Source organism: uncultured Roseobacter sp. (genome assembly GCF_947499265.1).
GTDB lineage: Bacteria > Pseudomonadota > Alphaproteobacteria > Rhodobacterales > Rhodobacteraceae > Roseobacter.
The window spans coordinates 155,260-175,578 of sequence record NZ_CANMNK010000008.1; the positions used below are offsets into that span (position 1 = coordinate 155,260).

17 protein-coding genes are annotated in these 20,319 nt (G+C 58.0%); 9 read left to right on the top strand and 8 right to left on the bottom strand.

What is annotated here, in order from left to right:
• The first annotated feature begins 79 nt into the window (after positions 1 to 79).
• From Q1A63_RS21360 to Q1A63_RS21375, 4 genes are all read left to right on the top strand, one after another.
• Positions 80 to 676 (top strand): VOC family protein, encoded by a 597-nt coding sequence (locus Q1A63_RS21360; protein ID WP_299632452.1) that lies wholly within the window; start codon positions 80 to 82, stop codon positions 674 to 676.
• A 56-nt stretch (positions 677 to 732) separates the two neighbouring features.
• On the top strand, positions 733 to 1,980 hold the full coding sequence (locus tag Q1A63_RS21365; RefSeq protein WP_299632453.1) for a HupE/UreJ family protein: 1,248 nt from the start codon (positions 733 to 735) through the stop codon (positions 1,978 to 1,980).
• An 18-nt stretch (positions 1,981 to 1,998) separates the two neighbouring features.
• Positions 1,999 to 3,393, top strand: coding sequence for a dihydrolipoyl dehydrogenase (gene lpdA / locus Q1A63_RS21370; protein ID WP_299632454.1), 1,395 nt, complete (start codon positions 1,999 to 2,001; stop codon positions 3,391 to 3,393).
• 103 nt (positions 3,394 to 3,496) lie between these two features.
• Complete coding sequence (locus Q1A63_RS21375; protein ID WP_298975534.1) at positions 3,497 to 4,549, top strand: 2,3-butanediol dehydrogenase; 1,053 nt, start codon at positions 3,497 to 3,499, stop codon at positions 4,547 to 4,549.
• A 347-nt stretch (positions 4,550 to 4,896) separates the two neighbouring features.
• On the opposite strand, the gene Q1A63_RS21380 is transcribed toward Q1A63_RS21375, so the two are convergent.
• The 3 genes from Q1A63_RS21380 to Q1A63_RS21390 form a co-directional block, all read right to left on the bottom strand.
• A complete protein-coding gene (locus Q1A63_RS21380) occupies positions 4,897 to 6,783 on the bottom strand; it encodes a sigma 54-interacting transcriptional regulator (protein ID WP_299632455.1) in 1,887 nt (628 codons plus the stop codon).
• Positions 6,784 to 6,827: 44 nt separating this feature from the next.
• Entirely contained in the window at positions 6,828 to 7,625 is a 798-nt protein-coding gene (locus tag Q1A63_RS21385) for an SDR family NAD(P)-dependent oxidoreductase (RefSeq protein WP_298975532.1), read from the bottom strand.
• 61 nt (positions 7,626 to 7,686) lie between these two features.
• Positions 7,687 to 8,463 (bottom strand): CmcJ/NvfI family oxidoreductase, encoded by a 777-nt coding sequence (locus Q1A63_RS21390; RefSeq protein WP_299632456.1) that lies wholly within the window; start codon positions 8,461 to 8,463, stop codon positions 7,687 to 7,689.
• Positions 8,464 to 8,571: 108 nt separating this feature from the next.
• Between Q1A63_RS21390 and Q1A63_RS21395 the strand changes: the two genes are divergently transcribed.
• The gene (locus Q1A63_RS21395) at positions 8,572 to 9,477 is read left to right on the top strand and encodes a LysR family transcriptional regulator (RefSeq protein ID WP_299632457.1); all 906 of its coding nucleotides are present in this window, start codon (positions 8,572 to 8,574) and stop codon (positions 9,475 to 9,477) included.
• Between the two features lie 292 nt (positions 9,478 to 9,769).
• Here the strand turns inward: Q1A63_RS21395 and Q1A63_RS21400 are convergent, their stop codons facing one another.
• Entirely contained in the window at positions 9,770 to 12,070 is a 2,301-nt protein-coding gene (locus Q1A63_RS21400) for a SulP family inorganic anion transporter (protein ID WP_298975530.1), read from the bottom strand.
• A gap of 643 nt (positions 12,071 to 12,713) precedes the next feature.
• Here Q1A63_RS21400 and Q1A63_RS21405 point away from each other — a divergent pair.
• On the top strand, positions 12,714 to 14,495 hold the full coding sequence (locus Q1A63_RS21405; protein ID WP_298975528.1) for a helix-turn-helix domain-containing protein: 1,782 nt from the start codon (positions 12,714 to 12,716) through the stop codon (positions 14,493 to 14,495).
• Positions 14,496 to 14,623: 128 nt separating this feature from the next.
• Here the strand turns inward: Q1A63_RS21405 and Q1A63_RS21410 are convergent, their stop codons facing one another.
• From Q1A63_RS21410 to Q1A63_RS21425, 4 genes are all read right to left on the bottom strand, one after another.
• Entirely contained in the window at positions 14,624 to 14,902 is a 279-nt protein-coding gene (locus tag Q1A63_RS21410; RefSeq protein WP_299632458.1) for a hypothetical protein, read from the bottom strand.
• 213 nt (positions 14,903 to 15,115) lie between these two features.
• Positions 15,116 to 15,415: a hypothetical protein gene (locus Q1A63_RS21415; RefSeq protein WP_299409202.1), complete on the bottom strand. Its 300-nt coding sequence runs from the start codon at positions 15,413 to 15,415 to the stop codon at positions 15,116 to 15,118.
• Between the two features lie 121 nt (positions 15,416 to 15,536).
• Positions 15,537 to 16,016 carry a protein tyrosine phosphatase family protein gene (locus Q1A63_RS21420; protein ID WP_299632459.1) on the bottom strand — a complete coding sequence of 160 codons (480 nt, stop codon included), beginning with the start codon at positions 16,014 to 16,016 and terminating at the stop codon, positions 15,537 to 15,539.
• A 176-nt stretch (positions 16,017 to 16,192) separates the two neighbouring features.
• Positions 16,193 to 16,663 carry a DUF4231 domain-containing protein gene (locus Q1A63_RS21425; protein ID WP_298975521.1) on the bottom strand — a complete coding sequence of 157 codons (471 nt, stop codon included), beginning with the start codon at positions 16,661 to 16,663 and terminating at the stop codon, positions 16,193 to 16,195.
• A gap of 195 nt (positions 16,664 to 16,858) precedes the next feature.
• On the opposite strand from Q1A63_RS21425, the gene Q1A63_RS21430 reads away from it, so the two are divergent.
• From Q1A63_RS21430 to Q1A63_RS21440, 3 genes are all read left to right on the top strand, one after another.
• Positions 16,859 to 17,731, top strand: coding sequence for a DUF2189 domain-containing protein (locus tag Q1A63_RS21430; RefSeq protein ID WP_299632460.1), 873 nt, complete (start codon positions 16,859 to 16,861; stop codon positions 17,729 to 17,731).
• A gap of 498 nt (positions 17,732 to 18,229) precedes the next feature.
• On the top strand, positions 18,230 to 19,921 hold the full coding sequence (locus Q1A63_RS21435; RefSeq protein WP_298975518.1) for a hypothetical protein: 1,692 nt from the start codon (positions 18,230 to 18,232) through the stop codon (positions 19,919 to 19,921).
• Between the two features lie 122 nt (positions 19,922 to 20,043).
• Positions 20,044 to 20,319, top strand: a complete 276-nt coding sequence (locus Q1A63_RS21440) for a hypothetical protein (protein ID WP_298975515.1) — start codon at positions 20,044 to 20,046, stop codon at positions 20,317 to 20,319.

Genomic DNA, 20,319 nt, shown 5'->3' on the forward strand with positions numbered 1-20,319 from the left:
GCCTCCCTGAGCGCGGTTCGGTCTTCGGGTCGGGCCGTGCTTGGAGGCCAGACACACTCACCAACACACGGAGGACATCATGATCACAGAACTCTCGAAGCTGACTTGCGCTGCTCTTATGGCGGCGAGCATCCCACTTGCGGCCCAGGCCGAACTGCCGGGCATGCGCGGCACCCAACATATCGGCATCACGGTCCCGAACGTGGATGAGGCGGTCGACTTCCTCGTCGACGTCATGGGGTGCGAAGCCTTCTTCTCGTTCGGGCCTTTTGGTCCCTTCGATGATGACTGGATGACGAAGAACCTCAACGTCAACCCGCGTGCTGTCATCGAAGTTATCACGATGGTGCGCTGTGGGAATGGCCCCGCGCTGGAAGTGTTCCAGTATACCTCGCCGGACCAGGACGCCAATCCGCCTAAGAACAGCGATATCGGGGGCTATCACATCGCCTTCTATGTCGACGACATCAATGTGGCGACCGATTACCTGATCGAGAACGGTGTGCAGGTTCTTGAGCGGCCCCACCCGTTAACCGGCACCGGCCTTGAAGGCATGGAGTGGGTCTATTTCCTCGCACCCTGGGGCATGCAGATGGAAATCGTCAGCGCGCCGGACGGCATCATCGACGAGAGGGAAAACAACCGCAGCTTCTGGGATCCGAAGTCGGATTCCTGAAACGGCGCTTCTGCTCGGCTCTCCCTAGCCGGGCAGACCACTCAGAGAGGCGAGGCATGCGTATTCTAAACAGATCTGCTTGCGCGCTGCTGGTCATTGTTTCGGCCGCGTGCCTTCAAGTGATCCCAGACCGCGCTGCGGCGCATTTCAGCTACTCCGATCCCCGCGTCGTCCATATCATCGAGACCGAGGCGGGCGAGGTGGCGATCCTAATGCGGATGCCTGCGCCTCTCGCGCTCTTGCCCGGAGATTGGCAAGGTGCCGCGGACAACCGTTTGCCGCCCTTCGGCGCGCGCGTCGGAGACCAGATTGTGCTCGACCCGCGGACATTGCGCACCGAGGAGGCCGCCCTTCACCAGCTCTTATCGGAGGGGCTGACCATCTGGATCGACGGATCAAACCAAAGCGCCACAATCGGTCGGACCAAACTCTGGCATGATGCGGACCGTCCGACATTCGGCACTGCGAAATCCGCGTCAAAGACCTTGGACAGAGAGGCGCCGTCAACGCTCCTGCCATATTTCGACACGACCCTTGATGTCGAGTTCCTCATCGCCGACGGCAGTCTGACATCACCGCTCCGCATCACTTCCGATCTGGGACGGAATTTTCAGGTGATGGAGCAGTTCGGCACGGTCGTGAAACTGCATCGCGACAGCGGGACGGAAACCCGTGCGATGATCGGTGTCTTGGACGCCGAATTCGACGGCGTAGTGACGCCGCTGCAGCGCCTCGTTTCCATCGCGTGGATCGGGGCGGAGCACATTTATTTGGGCTTTGACCACCTTGCGATGATCCTCCTGATTGCTATTGCCGCAATCAGCTGGCGACAGGCCCTGCTGTGGGCCTCCGCGTTCACAGTCGGCCATGTAGTGACACTCGCCGCGGGCCTCTATGGCTACGCGCCGCAAGCCGCCTGGTTCATTCCCGCCATCGAGTTGCTGATCGTGTCATCCATCGTTGCAGCTGGCATCGCCATCGTCTTGAGACTGCCCCACGTTATGAACTGGCCAGCGCTTTTTGTGGTTGGCCTGATCCATGGGTATGGCTTTGCGGCGGCGGCCTCGGTGGCGCTCTTTGCAGGCGACATCGATGCTCCAGCTCTTTTAGCCTTCGCTGTTGGCCTCGAACTCTGCAAGCTTGTCGTCTATCTCGTCCTCCTTCCGATCATCATTTTGCTCGACCGGCTGGTCAAATCGAACGGGCTGCGCTGGCGCATGCCTGTGGCCCTTGTTCTCGCAGGTGCCGCCAGCGTTTCGGTCCTTCAACAACTCATGCAGGTTACCGGCTTCTCGGTCGCCTGACGTAACAAGGAGCATCTCATGTCCGACCAGAACTACGATATGATCGTCATTGGGGCCGGGCCCGGCGGCTATGTTGCCGCCATACGGGGCGCGCAACTGGGCCTGAATGTCGCCTGTATCGAGCGGGAGCACCTTGGCGGCATCTGCCTCAATTGGGGCTGTATTACGACCAAAGCCATGCTGCGCTCTGCCGAGGTGCTGCATCTTGCCCAGAGGGGCAAGGACTTTGGGGTGAACATCGACGCCCCGACGCCTGATCTGGAGGCCATCGTCAAACGCTCCCGCGCTGTGGCGAAACAACTCTCCAATGGCGTGGGGTATCTATTTCGCAAGAACAAGGTGACCAGTATTATGGGCCAGGCCCGTCTGGCCGGGAAAGGCAAAGTCGTTGTGACTACGGACGATGGGGAGCAGGTGCTGCACTCAGCCAGCATCATTGTGGCCACCGGAGCGCGCGCCCGGCAACTGCCCGATCTGGAGAGCGACGGGAAACGCGTTTGGGCCTACAAGCACGCGCTGCAGCCGCCCCATGAACCCAAAAAACTTCTGGTCATCGGATCAGGGGCCATCGGGATCGAGTTCGCCAGTTTCTACAATGGCATCGGCGCCGACGTGACGGTGGTTGAGGTGATGGAGCGCCTCCTTCCGGTTGAGGACGCCGAGATCGCGGCGTTTGCCAAGAAGGCGTTTGAGAGGCGGGGGATGACGATATTGGAAGGCGCCAAGGTTGCCCGGCTAGACCGCCACGACGATAAGGTCGTCGTCCACATCGAGACACCAGACGGTATCACCGCAGAGGAATTCGATACTGTCATCTCTGCCGTGGGGATCGTCGGCAATGTCGAGGGGCTGGGTCTGAGCGGAGCGGGTGTGAAGGTAGACCGCAGCCACATCATGACCGATCCCTATTGCCGGACCGGCGTGGAGGGTCTCTATGCCATCGGGGATGTCGTGGCCGGCCCCTGGCTGGCCCATAAGGCGAGCCATGAAGGTGTGATGGTGGCCGAAATGATTGCCGGTCGAGAAGGTCATCCCGTGAAACCAGAGACCATCGCCAGCTGCACCTATTGCAACCCTCAGATCGCCAGCGTGGGCCTGACGGAGGCGCAAGCAAAAGCAGCCGGATATGAGGTCCGTGTGGGCCGCTTCCCTTTTCAGGCCAATGGCAAGGCCATCGCGCTCGGCGACTCTCAAGGCCTGATCAAGACCGTGTTCGATGCTCAAACCGACGCGCTTCTGGGCGCACATATGGTCGGCGCAGAGGTTACGGAACTCATTCAAGGGTATGTCATCGGGCAAAAGCTTGAGACGACTGGCCAGGATCTGATGGAGACCGTCTTTCCCCATCCCACCTTGAGCGAGATGATGCATGAAAGCGTGCTCGATGCCTATGACCGGGTGATCCACTACTGATCGGGATCAATGCAGGACCGGGGCGGCCTGTCATAAACGCTCCCAAACACCAAGTACGACCACTTTCCAAAGCAAATCTAAGCAGCAACGAAAGGAGCGACTGATGAAAGCAGCACGTTGGCATGGTGCGAAGGACATTCGCGTCGAAGAGGTCCCCGAACCCGAACCGCAAAAAGGCCAGGTCAAGATCAAGGTGGCCTGGGCCGGGATTTGCGGCAGCGATCTTCATGAATACCTGGCCGGTCCGATCTTTATTCCGATTGAGGCGGAGCACCCGCTCAGCCACGATAAGGCACCAATCATCATGGGGCATGAATACTGCGGCGAGGTCGTCAGTCTTGGTGAAGGCGTCGAAGGTTTCTCCGTGGGCGACAGGGTCGCCATTGAGCCGATCTATCGCTGCGAGGAGTGCCCGGGCAGTTGTGATGGGAAATATAATCTGTGTGAAAAGCTCGGGTTCATGGGGCTCTCTGGTGGGGTTGCGGGGTTCTCCTCCTATTCCGTCGTGCCTGCCAACATGGTGCATAGGATGCCCGATAGCCTTTCCATCGAACAAGGCGCGCTGGTGGAGCCTGCGGCTGTGGCGCTGCACGCCATTCGGCAGAGCAGCATTCAGGCGGGAGACAAGGCCGCTGTCTTCGGCGCCGGGCCCATCGGGCTTTTGGTGATTGAAGCACTGCGCATCGCCGGTGCGTCTGAGATCTATGTGGTTGAGCCGTCGGAGACCCGGCGGCAGAAGGCCCTCGAACTTGGTGCGAAGGAAGCCTTCGATCCTACGGCGGTGGATCCGGTCGAGCGCATTCAGTCGCACACGAAAGGTGGTGCGCATGTGGCCTTTGAGGTGACCGGGGTGCCCTCGGTTCTGCCACAGGCGATCAATTCTACGAAAGTGGCGGGCCAGACCTTGGTGGTGTCCATCTGGGAAACCGAAGCCAGCTTCCACCCCAATACGGTCGTCATCCAGGAACGGGAGATCAAAGGCACACTTGCCTATCGGAACATCTATCCCGCGGTGATGTCTCTGATGGAACAGGGGCATTTCTCGGCAGAGAAGCTGGTGACGAAACGTATCGGCCTTGATGATATCGTCTCAGAGGGCTTCGAGACGCTTGTCGCGGAAAAGTCCCAGATCAAGATTTTGGTCGAGGCGCCCTGAGGGGTCAGTCTTGCTGCGGTCCTCACCTGGGACCGCAGTGCCATCTCACCCCGCATTGAGCCGCCAGGCCAACATCAAGGCGATCAGTCGATGTTGTCTGTCAGGTCAGGCGCTACCTCAGGCCGGTCATCGACGCGTTGGAGATCCGCAGATCGACTTCTGGGCGACGCAGCACGAACGGACGCCTGGACCGCCTCACACCTCTCCGAAGGTTAGGTAACAGCACTCGGCAAATGGGTCACCGTCTCGAGACTAGCAGGGGGCCCACGGCAGTTACCAAGTCTTTGGGGTGCTTACATGGAGCTTGATCCAAAGGGTTGACGACAGTGTTTCGGCTGGCGCTGAGGTTAGTTCGGGCGCGCGATCCCGTGCTGCTTGATCTTGCGATTAAGTGTTGCACGTCCAATGCCCAAAACGCGGGCCGCTTTGGACACATTCCAATGTGTGCTGTTCAACGCATCCAAAAGCATAGATCTTTCGTCGTATGCTGGTCGGATTGGTCGACGAAATTCGTCATTAGCGCATTGCCGTCTTGGTGACCGCTTTGTAATCCTTGACTGGAATGGCTGGAGTTCCACCGGCGAAATACGAGTCCCGGTGCCCTCGAGAAGGGCTTGCTGCAAGACATTGCGCAATTCGCGGACATTGCCCGGCCAATCGTAAGTGGCGAGCATCTCTTGGGCTTCTTGTGTAATCTGGATTTCAGCCCCAGCGATCTGCGATCCTACATGGAGCGCGAGTTCGGGCAACCCCTCACGTTCTCGTAGCGGCGGAAGTTCGATAACCGTCCCGGCCAGAAGATAGTAGAGGTCTTCGCGAAACCGCCCTTGCTCAACGACATCCGAAAGGCTGTTTCGGCTCAGCGCCACGATCCGCAGCCCCGGTTCCGCGTGTTGTCGGTCCCAAAGCAAGATGTCACGTTCGAGCTCATCGAGAAGTGTACGCAACCCCGCTTGCGAAAACGACGGCAGTTCACTGACGTTGTCGAGCACCAAGACGGTGGTTCCCTGTTCTCCACACCCCAGGGCCTGGATCACGCGCGCCTGTCCGAAGAAGTTCTTCACAAGCTCCCGACTGTCTTGCGCGTCCCACATCGAAGCGCAGTCGAGCGTGACGATTTGCTCTTCCCCGAACCCAAGCGACCGACCGACCGCAGCCGTCAATGCAGACTTTCCAGTCCCTGACTCGCCTTCAATCAGAATGGGTGTTGCCCGCCCGATGTGAGATTGGATCCTTTCGCAGTTGGTCGCCATCGCACAACTGCCGCGGGACAAATCATCCAGGGTCGGACCCATCTGGACCCGTAGATTGCTGACAGGTTGCTTCGCCAACCCGGGTCGCCAGCCAGGTACGGCCCCAGAAACTTCATGCGGGCCGCGGACGGTGAAGCTCAACCCAGGTTGTCGATCAGCGGTGACGCTCTGCACCCGACGCGGCACGGACATTGCTGCCTCGGAGACAGCCCCAAACACGCCGTCGAACTGCCGTCCACGCAGATCCGTCTCAATATGTATCCCGGCCAGTTCATGCGCGCGGGCCGTACAGCCGAGGATGACACCCTTCTCGTCGATCGCTACCAAACCATTTTGTCTCAGAAGATCGCCAGAGCCCGCGGCGGCAACGGTCACAATGGTATGCCGGTCGTATTTGTCTTCAAACAATTTGCTCTGGATCTTTCCAACGGCAGACAGCAGCAGCTTCTTTGCAATCAAGTAGTCGGTCGGACTGCCCCTGTCGAAAGCCGACAGGCTGACAGCCCCAATCGTTTCGTTGTCGGCGTTGAGCATTGGGACGGCAGTGCAGGCAAAAGGGGTCAGGCTGTTATGGTAATGCTGAGATCCGCGAACGGTCACAGCATCACCCGCACCCATCGCAATAGATACACCGTTGGTGCCGGCGACGCGCTCGTCCCAACACGATCCCAGGCCGATACCATTGGTCTCAAAGGCCTCACGGGTTGAAGAGGGGCTTTCACACCGGACGACAATGCCATCGGCGTCAGTGATGACGAGACAATGACCAGAATCCATGCCGAGCCTGGACAACTCACCAAAGATCTCAAGTTCTCCACCGCTCCGCTCGAGAAGTTCGTCCAGTCGCGGCGTTACTTCAGACGCCTGTAACCGCAACACTGGTTTCGCTGTTGTTCTCACCAACCCATGCTTGAGCTCGCATCTTTCCCAAGATGCTTTGATGATATCCTCAAAGCACTCACCTTGTGCAGGCTCACCCATGGTTTCATCCTCCCACTGCAGGTTAACGCAATTAGAGGGGCGCGTTATCCACGGAGCAAGCGCTGCTCAGCGATCTGCGCAAGCGCCGACATGAATTCGCCGACGTGTCTTGGGTTGCTTGCTGCTGCATCTACCGTCGCGAACCGTCCGCTATCGTTGTCGAAGTAGCGGCCAGAGGCATCTGCGAAGTCCGGACCCGTCGCAGCGCGGACCAGGACATCCGCTCCAATGCTCAGGTCATTGCCCGCCACGCCGAAGCCCTCCTTGACCATTTTGGATGCCAAGAGCGAACCGGGGTTCACGGCGACGAACACGGGGCCTTGTTTCATCTGCTTTGCCATCTCGGCAGTCCAGAGTGTGATCCCCAGCTTGCTTTGAGCATAGGCCTCCATATCCCCCATCGGGCGGAAGCTGGTCATGGCGAAGACGTCAACAGGGGCTTGGGCCGCAGAAGACAGGTTCACGACACGCCCCTCCTTTGGAATAATCGGCAAGAGGCGGCGGGTCAGGATGTAAGGTGCAATGGTATTGACGTCGAAACGGATATCGCGACCAGCTTCGGTGCGGGCCTTTGGCGCCTTGAGAACCCCGGCATTGTTGATCAGCACATCCAGCCTAGTGTGGTCGGCGAGGATGGCTTCTGCCATGGCTTCAACCTCGCCCATCTTACTCAGATCCGCGCGATAGCCCTTGGGGGTGCCTGCCACCTCGGCGGCGGCCTTTTCAATTTTGTCGTCGCTCCGACCATGCAACAAAACAGTGTGACCTGCGGCCGCCAGCTTCTGCGCAGTCAGCAGACCGATACCATCGGTTGAGCCGGTTATAAGAATAGTTTTGGTCATGTGTTCGTCCTCTGCGTGTTTTGCCCGATGGAGCTTGAGGGGTTCGACCGTCGTTGCGGTCTCAGTAGCGCACCAAAGTACGGCTTTCTATGCTCCTGCGGATGGTCGTGACGGCGGGATCTTCGACCATATCAATTGCACTGTGAGCCACGGATGGCAGGTCGCGGTTATCGTAAATGTTAAAGAAGGCCACCTCGTCCGGAGTCATCTTGGATTGATAGACCCACTCATGCTCCGTGTTCGCGGCCAGACCCATAATGTGGCCGCGACGGTCAGGATAGATCAAGTCGATGAGGATCCAGTCTTCCGGCTTGACGGACATGGGCCGGACAAAGCCCAAGGGGGCCGAATTGATCGTCGTCCCAACGGGCCGCCAAATGTTGATAAACGCATAATGACCCTTGGACCACTCCGCCGCGCGGTCTGCGCCAAGGATGTCCACAAGCCGCTTTTCGGCGCCTTCCGTGCTGTAGTCGCTGTGAACGTTCCGGGCGGGTTTGCGGTCAGAGTTTGGATCGTCCTCCCGCACGGTATGGTCGAAAACAATGACCTCCTTGACCCCCAGCTTCTCGCGAAGCAATTCGGAGAGCTCTACGTCATACGTCAGCTGCCAGTTCCCGCTAGCGAAGTCCTGCACAGCAGAGGGGTGGGTCTCAAAAGCAATCCCATCCCGTGCGAAGGAGATCGGCTTTCCGTCCTCGCGGGCATCTTGGATTGTGACCCTCGTAGAAACTAGCTCTGGCGAGACCAGGTTCCCGACGATGCCGTCAGCGTCTATCTCGAACGCCTGACTTTCCGGTTTGTGCACATGATAGTTTACGACCCCAGTGCGTGGCATAGTGGTTCTCCATTTCAAATTTGCGCGCCTGAGCCGAACATAACCATTGAAGAATTCGAATAAATTGCCCAAAGGTGAGTTTTAAATTCGGATTTTGGATATAATCACATGGATACAGAAGCGCTCCGCCTTTTTGTGCTGGCCGCCGAGAAGCTGAACATCAGCGCTGCTGGCAGAGACCTGGGCATGGCCCCAGCCGTTTCAAGCGCTCGACTGGCAAAGCTTGAAAAAACCGTCGGTGCGGACTTGCTGCATCGGTCCACCCGAAAAGTTGCGTTGTCACTGGAAGGTGCTGAGTTCTTGCCCTTCGCGCGCGAAATCATTGCGCAAGAGGAGGCGGCTATGGCAGCCCTCGGCAAGGGAGAGACAGAGATTTCCGGGACGCTGAGGTTCACTGCTCCCAGCTCTTTTGCACAACTCTACATTGCCCCAATTGTCGCAGAGTTTCTGAGACGATATCCCGGAATCACATTGGATATGCGGTTGTCGGACGCCGAATTTGATCTCATTGACGGCAGTTTTGATCTCGCACTGCGAAACATGGTGCTTGACGATTCGAGCATGAAGGGCCGCAAAATCGCAGATGACACAAGGGTTCTATGCGCTGCACCAGCTTACATCGAGGCGTTTGGACTTCCTGAAGGTCCTGATGATCTGGCAAAGCACCAGCTTATCGCATTCAAAAATCTGACGGCGCGCACCCTCCACGGGCCGGATGGGCGATCAGGCATATTTGAGCCACGAATGGCAAACGGCAGACTGATAATCGATAACGGCACGAACCTTAAGGCGGCTACAGTACACGGGGCCGGTATTTCAATAAACTCAATTTGGAACGTTGATGAGGAGTTGCGTGATGGACGGCTTCGACAGGTCTTACCTGGTTGGACCGCTCAAGCGGATACAGCACTTTGGTTGGTCTATCCAAAATCGAATGTTCTGTCACCGAAGGTCCGGGTGTTTCTCGATTACCTGATCGACCAATGCAGCGGCAGCATTTGGGCCGTCCCGTGAGTCACTGGGCTTCGCGTCGATCATCGAAACCAGCTTCCGTCCCAATTGAACCATTTTTCATTGAAACACTTCGAACCGGGCTTGACCTTCCGAAGCCATTGGACCCGCTAGACCCCATCTCAACCCGACGTCCGGCACAGTTCAACCACGCATAAAAGCTGAAGCATATCTGCCTCCAAAATTGGCTCCGCACCATCCATTCCACCGGCAAAACAAAACCGGTTCTGACACATTCTTGAGGGGCTAGGAGACTTTCAAAGAGCAGCTGTGCCTGTCGCAAACCCCCGCGCCACTAATCGGTCAATGATTTCACGACGCGGTTTGATTGGTCGAGGCGTTCGGCGATTGTGCGCAAAAAATAGCTGTTGAGGGCATGGGCCAATTGCGGCTCTACCTGCGCCATGCGCGACAGATGCTGCTGACGCAACCGCCAGACCGTGGCAGCTGTTTCAGCGGTGGCCGATGCCGTCCGTGCGCGTTGCAAAAAGAAGGACATCTCCCCCACAATCGTACCCGGACCGAGGGTTCGCAGGTGAACGGGCCGATCATCCTCAGTGTTAAGGTGAACCTTGATGGAGCCGCTCTCGATGAAATAGATGTCCGCGCAACCCTCTCCCTGCTGGATCAGCGCGGACTGCGGCGCGAGCTCGATTTTCTCCAGATAGGGCTGCAGGGTCTGAAACGCCTCCGGGTGGCCAAGCGCGCGCGCCATCTGGTCCGCGATGCGGTGTGTTTGGTGTTTGCTGGGGCGGTCCTGCCAGTCGTGCAGCAGGCGGTCTTCGCACCACGCAAGCGCCTGATCCACTTCCTCAAAGTAAAGAAGGGGCGGTGCATCTGTGCCCCCCAAGAGCAGCCTGTTCAACCGTTCGGAGATGGGCGGTTTCAACCCGCAGACGATCAACCGCCCTTCCTTCGCCCGTATGATACCGCAGATTTTGGTAAGGCTCTGCACCGCGGATGAGTCAAACCCGGTAACATCCCGGCAGTCCAGGACCAGAAACCGAATGGCGGAATCCTCGGGTTTGGCAAAGCACTCCCCGACGCGCCGATGCAGCTTGTGAACACTGCCGAAGAAAATGAACCCCTGCAGGCGCAGGACAAGCGTTTGAGCTCCGGATGTCCGAAGGTAGTTCTGATCGTCGGGATCATGCTCGACCCGGCTGTGATAGGTTTCGCCGGTGATGGCATATTTGACGACGTCGACGCGCGCATATTCCAGGGTAAAGAGCGCGGCTGCGGCAAAGACACCGACCACAACACCCTCCAGCAATCCAACCGTCACGATCAGCAAAACAATCAGTAAAACAACAAGATACTCCCGGCGCGACACTCTGGCGGACACGCTGATCAGCCAATCCACGAGCAGCCCGCCACCGATCCAGAGCAAAAGCCCCCCAAAGAGCGGGATCGGGATGAAGCTGAGCAGAGTTTCTCCGAAAAACAGGACTGCGGCGCAGACCCCGGCCACCAATACGCCCGTGATGCGATAGGGCGCGCCCATGTGATGGGCCAATATGGTCAGCCCCAGGCCCTGAAACCCAGCCGCGCCGCCGCCCGCGCCGGCCAGCATGTTGGCAAAGCCCGCAGCGCGCAGTTCGCGGTCCAGATCAATATCGCGGCGGACAGAAAGCTCGATACCGCTCGACGCAAACAGCAGGGCGGCGGCGCTGATCGCCAGAAGCGCTGTCATCTTGGGAATTTCCGACCAGATGATGGCCCAATCGGCCTGCGCCAGCGGGTTGCCATAAAAGGGCAGGCTGATGCTGCCGTCCTGCGCTGGTTCAAAGAGCCAGCCCTGTCGCTGCAACTCTGCCGTGGACAGGTCCAGCATCCAGGCACCTGCGTGGAACAAAAGCAGGAAGGTGGCGATGGCCAGGGGCAGCACCAGCGGGCTGCCGCTGCGCCGGGCCGCAAGATCTACGACAAACGCGAAGACTACCGCCGGGAGCCATTTGATCAGGTTTGCAGTTTCCAACAGGGCGGGCAGGCTCTGCGCGGTGACGGGCGCGCCTAGCACCACGGCCATCGCGCCCGAGACGATCAACCAGCCCATACCTGCCAGAAAACCGGCCAGTACGGGGTAGGGAATGAACCGGATCAGCCGACCCAACTGAAACGCGCCCATCGCAAAAAGCGCCACACCCGTCATGGCCGTCGCCAGCCCGATCATGACGATGATGGTGGCCAGTGTCTCCGCCTCACCATGTGTCGCGAACATACGGGTGTGGATGGAGGCCGCGATCACCGCGAGGGTGACAACCGTGACCTCCTGCGTCACCGACACCATCCCCGGACAGGAACTGAAGAGTGCGATGACCGCGCTCAGGACGATGGTTCCAAAAAGGCAGATGCCGATGGCCAGCGTGATATGTGTGCTGAGAACGGTGGAGAACAGCAAAGCCGCCGCCGAGATGGCAAACATGGCGGTGAGCAGGCCGCAGATCAGCCCGGCGGAGAGGATCGCGGGCAGGTCGCGCAGCCAGGCTCCGGAGGGTCGAGTTGCCGCCGTCGCCGCCACATCGCGACTGTCACCAGCGACGCGGCTGTCGCTGATCGTCGGTCCGAAAGCCTCCGCGTGAGCATGGTCATCCATAACGTGCGATACGACGTCAACGACGCCGTCCTTTGCATTTCATTTCGGTCTCAGCCGGTCGCGGATGTCGCTCGCCGCACCTGCACCGCGCTCAAAACGGCGGATGCTGTGAACAAAAGAAAGCCTCGTGCGGGCAACGGTACGGCAGATGTCTGAGTCTTGGTGAACCGCGCAAATGTTGCAGGGGGAGCCGTTGAGAAGCCCGAGGAATGCGCAGTGGCGGTAGTCAAATTGAAACTGTCTGCAGGACCTGATCCAGGCTGATTTCCAAAGAGGGTCACAGATGCTCTGGCCGCGAAGCCCGATCTGGCGGTGAGCGCGGCGAGAGCGAGGGTTTTAATGATCACATCAATGTCTCCTTTAAAATGGTCCTGCTCGACAGGTGTCCGGAACATTTCATGCGCACGAAAAATGCCGTGTGCGACTGCGCGCTGTGCAAGACGCGGGTCGCCCACGGGCGCATGGCCTGTACGTGCCTCACGGAAGTTCCCGTCAGAGTTGAAGTGCGCGTCAATTACAGGCATCATCAAAGCCAGTTTTGTTGCGCGAAGAAAACGGGGTGGCGGTCATTTGACCCAAACGCGCTCAAATTTGTCCCAAATGAAGGCAGTTGGGCGCGGCGAATTCGCATACAAGACTGGAAATGAAGACTGTCGATTGGGGGCCGATGATCAGGACATATGTGATTGCCTGCGTTCTGCTTTTGCTGTCGCTCAGCGCCGGATCCACCGGGGCAGAAGGCACCGCAGGGCCAGCCGCTGCCTGCTTGCAGGCGGGAGATGTGCCTCCCATGGCGCACGCGTTATCCGATGCGCCGGATGATCGGTTGCGTCCGCTGCGGGCGGAGTATTTTCTCGATCATACGGCCGCCATCGGGCCGGACAGCATAATCGCTCAAGCTTTCCAGCCCCGCACCTGCAGCGGCATTTTTGCCGCGCCATTGCCCTCCCAGGCGCTGTGGCTGAGATTTGCGCTGTCGAACCCGCATGACGGCACACGCCACTGGGTGATCGGCCTGATGGAGACGATCTTTGACGAGGTGATCCTCTTCGAAGAACAGGGCGGGACGCTGTCCGAAGTAGCGCGAACCGGTCGCACCGTTGACCTTGCGGACAGGGATAACACCGCCATCCGGACGGGTTTCGACGTTACCATGCAGCCGGAGGATGACCGGGTGTTCTATCTGCGTCTTGGTGGCACCTTCGCCCCCACCATCACCGCGGTGATCATGTCCGCAGACCTATTCTTCGGCTGGAGCACGCTGAAATTGATCATGACCGCCCTTTTTCTGGGATATGTCGCGACAATCGCGCTTTTCAGCCTGATCGTGTTCCGGCAGATCGATGTGCGTTTCTATCAATACTATACGCTCTACGTCCTGTGCCTGTTTATCTATTCGTTCATCTATGATGGCTGGCTGAGCAAATTCTTCGGCGTGACGCTTCCTGTGACCACACTTGCGCCGGTCACTGAATTCTTCGCCGGGCTGGGTACCTTGGCGATTGTGCAATACTGCCGCGTCTTGCTAAATGTCCAAGAAGATACATGGGTTTGGCAGCGTCTCTTCACGTTGCTGTCGGCAGTGGTGATCGTCGTGATCGGGCTGGCGGTGGTGGACCCTTGGCAGCTCTCCGGGCCGCTGCATCTGATCTACTTCATCAGCCCGTTGATCCTGCTGACCATCGCGATCCGCAAGATCATGGCCGGGCTGCCACAGGCCAAACCCATTGCCTGCGCGTTGTTGTCGTTGAGTTTGGGGCTCTTCATTGCGGTCTATTTTTTCATCTTTCCGATGAACATCACCGGCGCGACCTATGCCTATGATCTGGTGCTGCTGCGCCCGTTGTCCTGGGGCTACTATCTGGCCATTGTCGGTGAAACGCTGTTCATGATGATGGCCATCTCGACCATGGTGCGCGCCATGCAAACAGAGCGGCGCTCGGCGGTCGTCGAACTCGCAACGCTTGGACAGCAGGTCAAAGACATCAAGCAACAGCACCGTGAAGCGGAAAAGACAACAACCGCGCGCCTGGAGGCGCTGGAGACCGCTCTGGCGGATGATCCGGAGAACAAAGAGCACCTGTCCGCCCGGCAGCAGTTTCTGGAGCAGGCCACGGAAAGCGTTCTCGATCACATCGCCGATCAGGAGTTTGGCGTCGAGAGGCTGGCCTCCGCACTGGCCGTCAGTCAAAAGACACTTGGCCGCCGGTTGAAGGCGGCGAACGGGCAGTCGCCTGCGTCTTTCATCCGGTCTGTGCGTCTCAATTTTGCGCGCAATCTGATCCTGCTGGATCAATACAATACGGTCGCAGAGGTCGCCCACGCTGCCGGTTTTTCCAGTGTCAGCAACTTTGCCAAACATTATCGGCAAGAGTTTGGCGAGGCCCCAAGCAGGTCAATCAGCGTTCTGAGAAGCATTCAATAGCGCGCCGCATGGAGCAAATATCTCAAGGGCATATCCTTGAACGCAGCTTGGTTCGCATTAAGGGCGGAAGAATTGCCGCCATTTCTGCGGAACGTCAGGGGCAACCGCCGTCCATAGGGCGAAACGGATCAGAAGCGTGTCTCGTTATACTCGTCGATCAGGTTCCGCGCCTTGAGCTCACAATCATTGGGGCTGTCAAGAATGCACGTGCGGGCAAGACCTCTGTAAACAACGCTGGTCTGCGAATAGGTGCCATTCGGACCCTCCAGCAGGCGCGTTCTCAACTCATATCGTTCGCCGCCGTAGAACCCGCCCTCCAAGACCGCAGGGGTACGTGTTTCTTCGCTGATGGTCGCACATGCGCTCAGCATCATAGTCGCCGCGATGACAATAATTCTCAGGGACATAACTCTACTCCGTACTTTTAACCACAAACCAAACATAGAGCGCAGAAGCGCTCGAAACAGTTCCTTTTTCCGGTGATGTCACGGATTTGATCTCGCGTCAGGTGGTTTGTGGCGCACCTTGTTGCCTAATTCCGCTTATGAAGCGCTAGTTTCTGATGAGGAGTAAAGCCGTCTGTTGGGGATGTCTTTGCGGTACGGCTGCGAAAAATTCTTCTAGCAGCTGTTGCCAGCTTGGCCGCGGGCCAACTCCGACCTGTCCGCATAGACAAAACCGCGGACCTGCGGCCCTTCGAAAGACATGATATGTCCGGCTTTTCGCGCGAAACACGCGCAATTCACGTCACTTCTGTTGGATCGGCAGTAGGCCAATTCGCCAATGACATGGGTTTGATAGGCTGCGTCCGCTTCTACAGCGGGGCCGCGTGTCGTCAACGGTGGGAACAAGAAGCCAACCACCACCACACAGGCAATGCCTGCGGCAACATAGAGGGAGAACGCGCTTTCACCAGCCATTGGCACCTCGAGACGCCCCCAAATACTGTATTTCAGATAAGAAACTCGCTCAAGACATTGAAAACGAGCGATTTAAGTAAAATCCTCTCGTTACTTTGCAGCCATGTGCGGGGGTTCTGGGTCAGTAGTCGTCCCCTGAATACCTGTTGGGCAGATGAACACTCTGCGCGTCCCCGATGAACGCGGCCCAAACGCCCCCAGGGCGCCAAATGCCGTCCATCAACTCAAAGGCCGCCTCTTTCGAAAGGCTGCGGCCGGATTGCGCATGGCGATAGAAAAAAGCGGTCACCCTTGCGTTGTAGATGCAATGCACATGTACCGGCTGATCCTCAAGCTGCTCCAGCGCCGCGCAGAAGGCATCGAAGTCGTCCTGCGTCGGGTTCTCGAAATCCACCGGAATGTAGACATATTCCATCCCCAGGGCGGTTACCGTCCCCGCTTCGTCCGCTAGCGCGCCCTTGTTGGAATGCGGCCCGAGGTTAATGATGTGGGTCACCCCCAAATCCTTGATTTTGGAGAGTTGGTTTTCCGTGGGCTGACCGGACAGGCTGATTTTGTCATTGATCCGACGCCAGTTCAGGATTTCGGGTATATTCCGCATGGTTTTCTCCAATCACATGCTGGTTTGGCCTTGGTGGCTGAGAAGCAGGGTTTCATGCGCATTAAAACTGGAGCCGGTATCCCGGAAATCCACTTTCGTACGAGAGGTCGCGCGAGGCCTTGGCCGCTCGCCCCAGCTTGAACGACCCTTCGCGCCGATATCCCCTCAGGGCGCATTTACGTCTGCGGCGCGGCACCCTCGCTGTTTTTGAACTGAGCGACCCAATTCGTGTGCTCTTCTGAAATCATCGCCTCGACTCTTTCGGCCAAAAGCCGCGTGCGCTTTTCCACATCCGCATCGGTATAGGGCCCGGACCCGGCCATGTAGAGATACTTTTCATGCCGCAGCGCCTCACAGGAGGAGCGATATTTCTGCCAGTTTTGCCGGTAGCTTCCCAGCTCCTGAAACCCCTCCAGCACCAGAACAAGCGCACCCAGCGCGCCGGGCACAACGGCCTTGGTAGGGTCGATCAAGGACACAACCGGAATAGCCGCCGCGATTATGATTTGCAGGGATTTCAAGGCGAAATACCGGCGTTGCGACGTTACGCTTTTGGCATCGTACCAGGCGATCTGGTTTTCAAGACGCGGGTAATTGCTGTCGTCTGCGGGTGTGGAATGCGCGGTGGTTTTATCCTCTGGTGGCACTAATCATCTCCAGTCTTCAAAACCTCAACACTACGCGGCTCTTTGCGCCGACGCCACTATGTTGTCCCGGTTCAGAGGGCCGCGCCCCACTGTGCACGACAACGCGCGCCAAATGTGGTACACTCGCTTCAATTGATCTCTTTGGAACGACCTACAACTCTTTTCACTGCTCCGACCGGAGCGACGGAGGATGGCATGGTTCAGACAATTGGTAACCCACTCTCTTGGATTGCTCAGGCTTTTGGCGGCAGCGCTCAGGGCATCAGTACCGGCGTGCAGGAATTGGGGGGCGCAGAGGATGGTCAGGTGCAGATCCGCGACATTGATCTGTCTCATCTCAAGGAAGCGCTCAGCAAAGGACGTGCAGATTTTCTGGCCCTGCGCACGGATGTGATTTTCATCGTGGTGATCTATCCGATCGTGGGCTTGATGCTGACCTGGTTTGCGCTGAACAATCAGGTCCTCTATTTGCTGTTCCCGCTGGTTTCGGGCTTTGCGCTGTTGGGGCCGGTTGCAGCGGTTGGGCTTTACGAAATGAGCCGACGACGGGAGCAGAGGGTGAAAACCGGGTGGGGGGATGGCTTCAGGGTTGTGACCTCTCCGTCCATTTTCCCTATTCTCGTATTGGGCGGGTTCCTGGCCGCGATATTTTTTGTCTGGATGATCTGCGCGCACTTCATTTATGGCCTGACCCTGGGGCCCGGGACACCGGACTCAATTTCAGGTTTCTTGCAGGATGCGCTTACAACTTTTCCGGGTTGGATGATGATTTTGGTGGGCAGTGGTGTCGGCTTTGTCTTTGCCGCTGTTGTCTTGGCGATTAGCTTTGTCTCTTTTCCGCTTCTTGTGGACCGCAGCGTCGGATTGCCGGTTGCGGTGGTCACCTCACTGAACATCGCCAAGCGTAATCCAAGGACCGTTGCCGCCTGGGGCGCCATTGTGGTGGCGCTGCTTTCCATTGGCGTCATCACCCTCTTTGTGGGGCTCATCTTCGTGTTGCCGATCCTGGGGCACGCCACGTGGCACCTCTATCGGCAGGCGGTGGTGCCACTGTCCGACGCTTCTTGATCGCTGGCTGAAGATATCGGGTGACTAATCCTCAGCTGGGGGTTCCTATTGCCTTGTTTTACATGGTGAAATGGCGCTCTTTGCCGTCATCGATGTACTCTTGACGTTGCGTGGTGGCAATATTTTCCCGTTATCTTTGTGCCCGTAGCCGTTTTGAAAGCGGGATACGCTTGCCATTGATGGTGCTCGGGCTTTTCAGCGTCGCGCGGCCTTAACATAATCGAAAATCCTTACTCATTTTGATCTGACGCTTTCTGACAATTCGGGCATTGACCGCCATATGGGCAGATGATCGGCTGCATGTTGCTGGCCGGATCTGAATTCCGCAGCCGGACCAGATGCACAGGCTGTATTTTCCTGTAAAATGACATCATCACAGGAACAAAACGCGGTGACCCACGGAGGGAATTTGCAAAACCCTAGATTGTATATAAACTCGATTAATATTTTTGGGATTCGTTTGAATAGTTCTTTGAAAGCAGTCTGGGGGCTGTGAAAATGTCGGATTTGGCCAAAGAAGAGAGCGCAGAAAGCGCTGGCAAATCACAAAGCGCGTCGAAAGTAACCGCACATGATCTTCTGTCCACCGATTGGGAGGACAGATTGGCGGAAGCACGTGCCAAGCGTCAAAAACTGCTCGAAGCCAAAGGAAAATCCGGCAAGAAGCCCGTGGTGAAACGCCCGCGCTTTCTGGACGAAGAGGGGATGCAGCCCTTTGCCCCCGTCGCGCCGCGGCCGATGGCCGCCCCCGTGCCAGATGCGATGGATGAAGATCCGACACCTGCGCAGGCTGATCCGGCGCAAGAGGCGGCCAGTCTGGCCGCAGCATTCCGCGAAGAGGGGGTGGTGACACAACCGGTACGTGGAAAGCTTTTTCCAGCATCCATCCCGCGGGTCGCGACCGTGGTATTCGCCTGTTTCTTCGGGCTTGGATTTGGCATGGTCCTGAGCTTTGGCGCGGTTGTCGGCATGGGTTGGGTCTCGCTGACGGATGTTGCCCCGCAGCAAAATCTTGCCAGCCCGGACATCAAACCCGAAGCGCCAAGCATTTTCTCCGGCTCTGGCCTGAGCCTGCCTGTCGTGTCGACGATCGGCCAAAATGCAGACCTCAGTTTGCCAAAGCTCACGGCTGTTCAGACAGGTCCGCCCGGCATGCCCAGGCTCTTCGCCGCGTCGGCAGCTGACAATGCACCCGCCGATGTCCTGTCGCCGGGTCCGCGGCTGAACATCATCGCCCTGACTTCGGAACCGCTCACATATGCCGAGATACACACCGGACCGATCGATCTGGCGTTTGCAAGCCCTGTGCGCGGCGATGCGGTACAGCTGCTGACAGGCACAGAACGGATGACAGATGCGCTTCCGGTTTTACCTGAGGTTAGCAATGTTAAACCTTTGACATTCCTGGCAAGTCTGAATGCTCCGATCCGGGAAAGCCAGGTCCTGGCAAAAGCATTTGCTGCGCAGACCGCGCCGATCCGGATGCCCGTGCCGCAGATGTATGAAAGCATGAAAGGCGATCCGCCAGCGACCGTCTGGTCGGAGCCGCTGAAATTGGATGTTTTCTATCCGAATGTGGTGGATTGGGCGTCCATTGACCTCGCAGAGCCGGTGACAGGATTGGACGGATCGCAAGCGGACGTGCCGCCGATCAGAGCGCAGAACGCGAGCGTGCTGCCGACGGAAACGGTTTCATTCAAACTGCCAGACGTCGGCGGTCCGCCTATCAGCCGACCTGATCTGGCGTTCCGGCTCGGCTTTCGCGGTGACAAGGCCGCACAATTCAGCCTCGTTACCTTTGCGCCCACAAACGTGAAGAGCGATGCCTTGGACCGTAACGCCGAGATCCTGACCGCAACCGGCTTTCCGGTTGCATCCGTCAACCGTGTCAATTTCAAAGTGTCCAAAACCCACGTCCGTTATTACAGCCCTCAGGACGAACAGGTCGCGCAAGCCGTTGCCGCTGAGGTCGGTGGCATTGCCCGCGATTTCACCGGCGCACGCAACTCTGCACCGCCCGGTCGCATTGAAGTCTGGATGGCAGGCAACAGAGCTTTCGCAAGCACAAACAACCGGCCCAAGAGAACGCCCACCGCTGCACAAAGACGCGCCTCTTTGAAGGCGCAACTGGAAAACAGGCTGGTCAACAGTCTGCGGCGCGGGGAACACCTTGGGACGCGGTCGCCCTAGACCGGGGCAGGGAATAATCGCCCAAGGTTCCCCTGCCCAGACACGCAAGTAGATGACAAGTTTTAGAAGTAATCATTTCGGATGAAGCCGTGGCCAATAACAATCTAATCGCAGTCGTAACAATGCTCGTGCTCATGGGGTCATCCGGTGCGGCACAGCAGGAGCCCTCAATCGACGAATTGCTGACCATCGAGAAACTCATTGACGGTGGAGACTGGCGCGCGCTTTACACCTACGTCCAGGCCAACCCGAGGCTCACCGCGGGTAGTAGCCCCTTGGCGTCGGAACTGCGCTCCTTTGTTGATGATGCAAAACGCGGGCTGCTTAACAGGTTCGACGCGCCCCCCGGCAATCAAGCGGCAGCTTCGACCGCGACGTCAAACCAGCGCATCTACTGA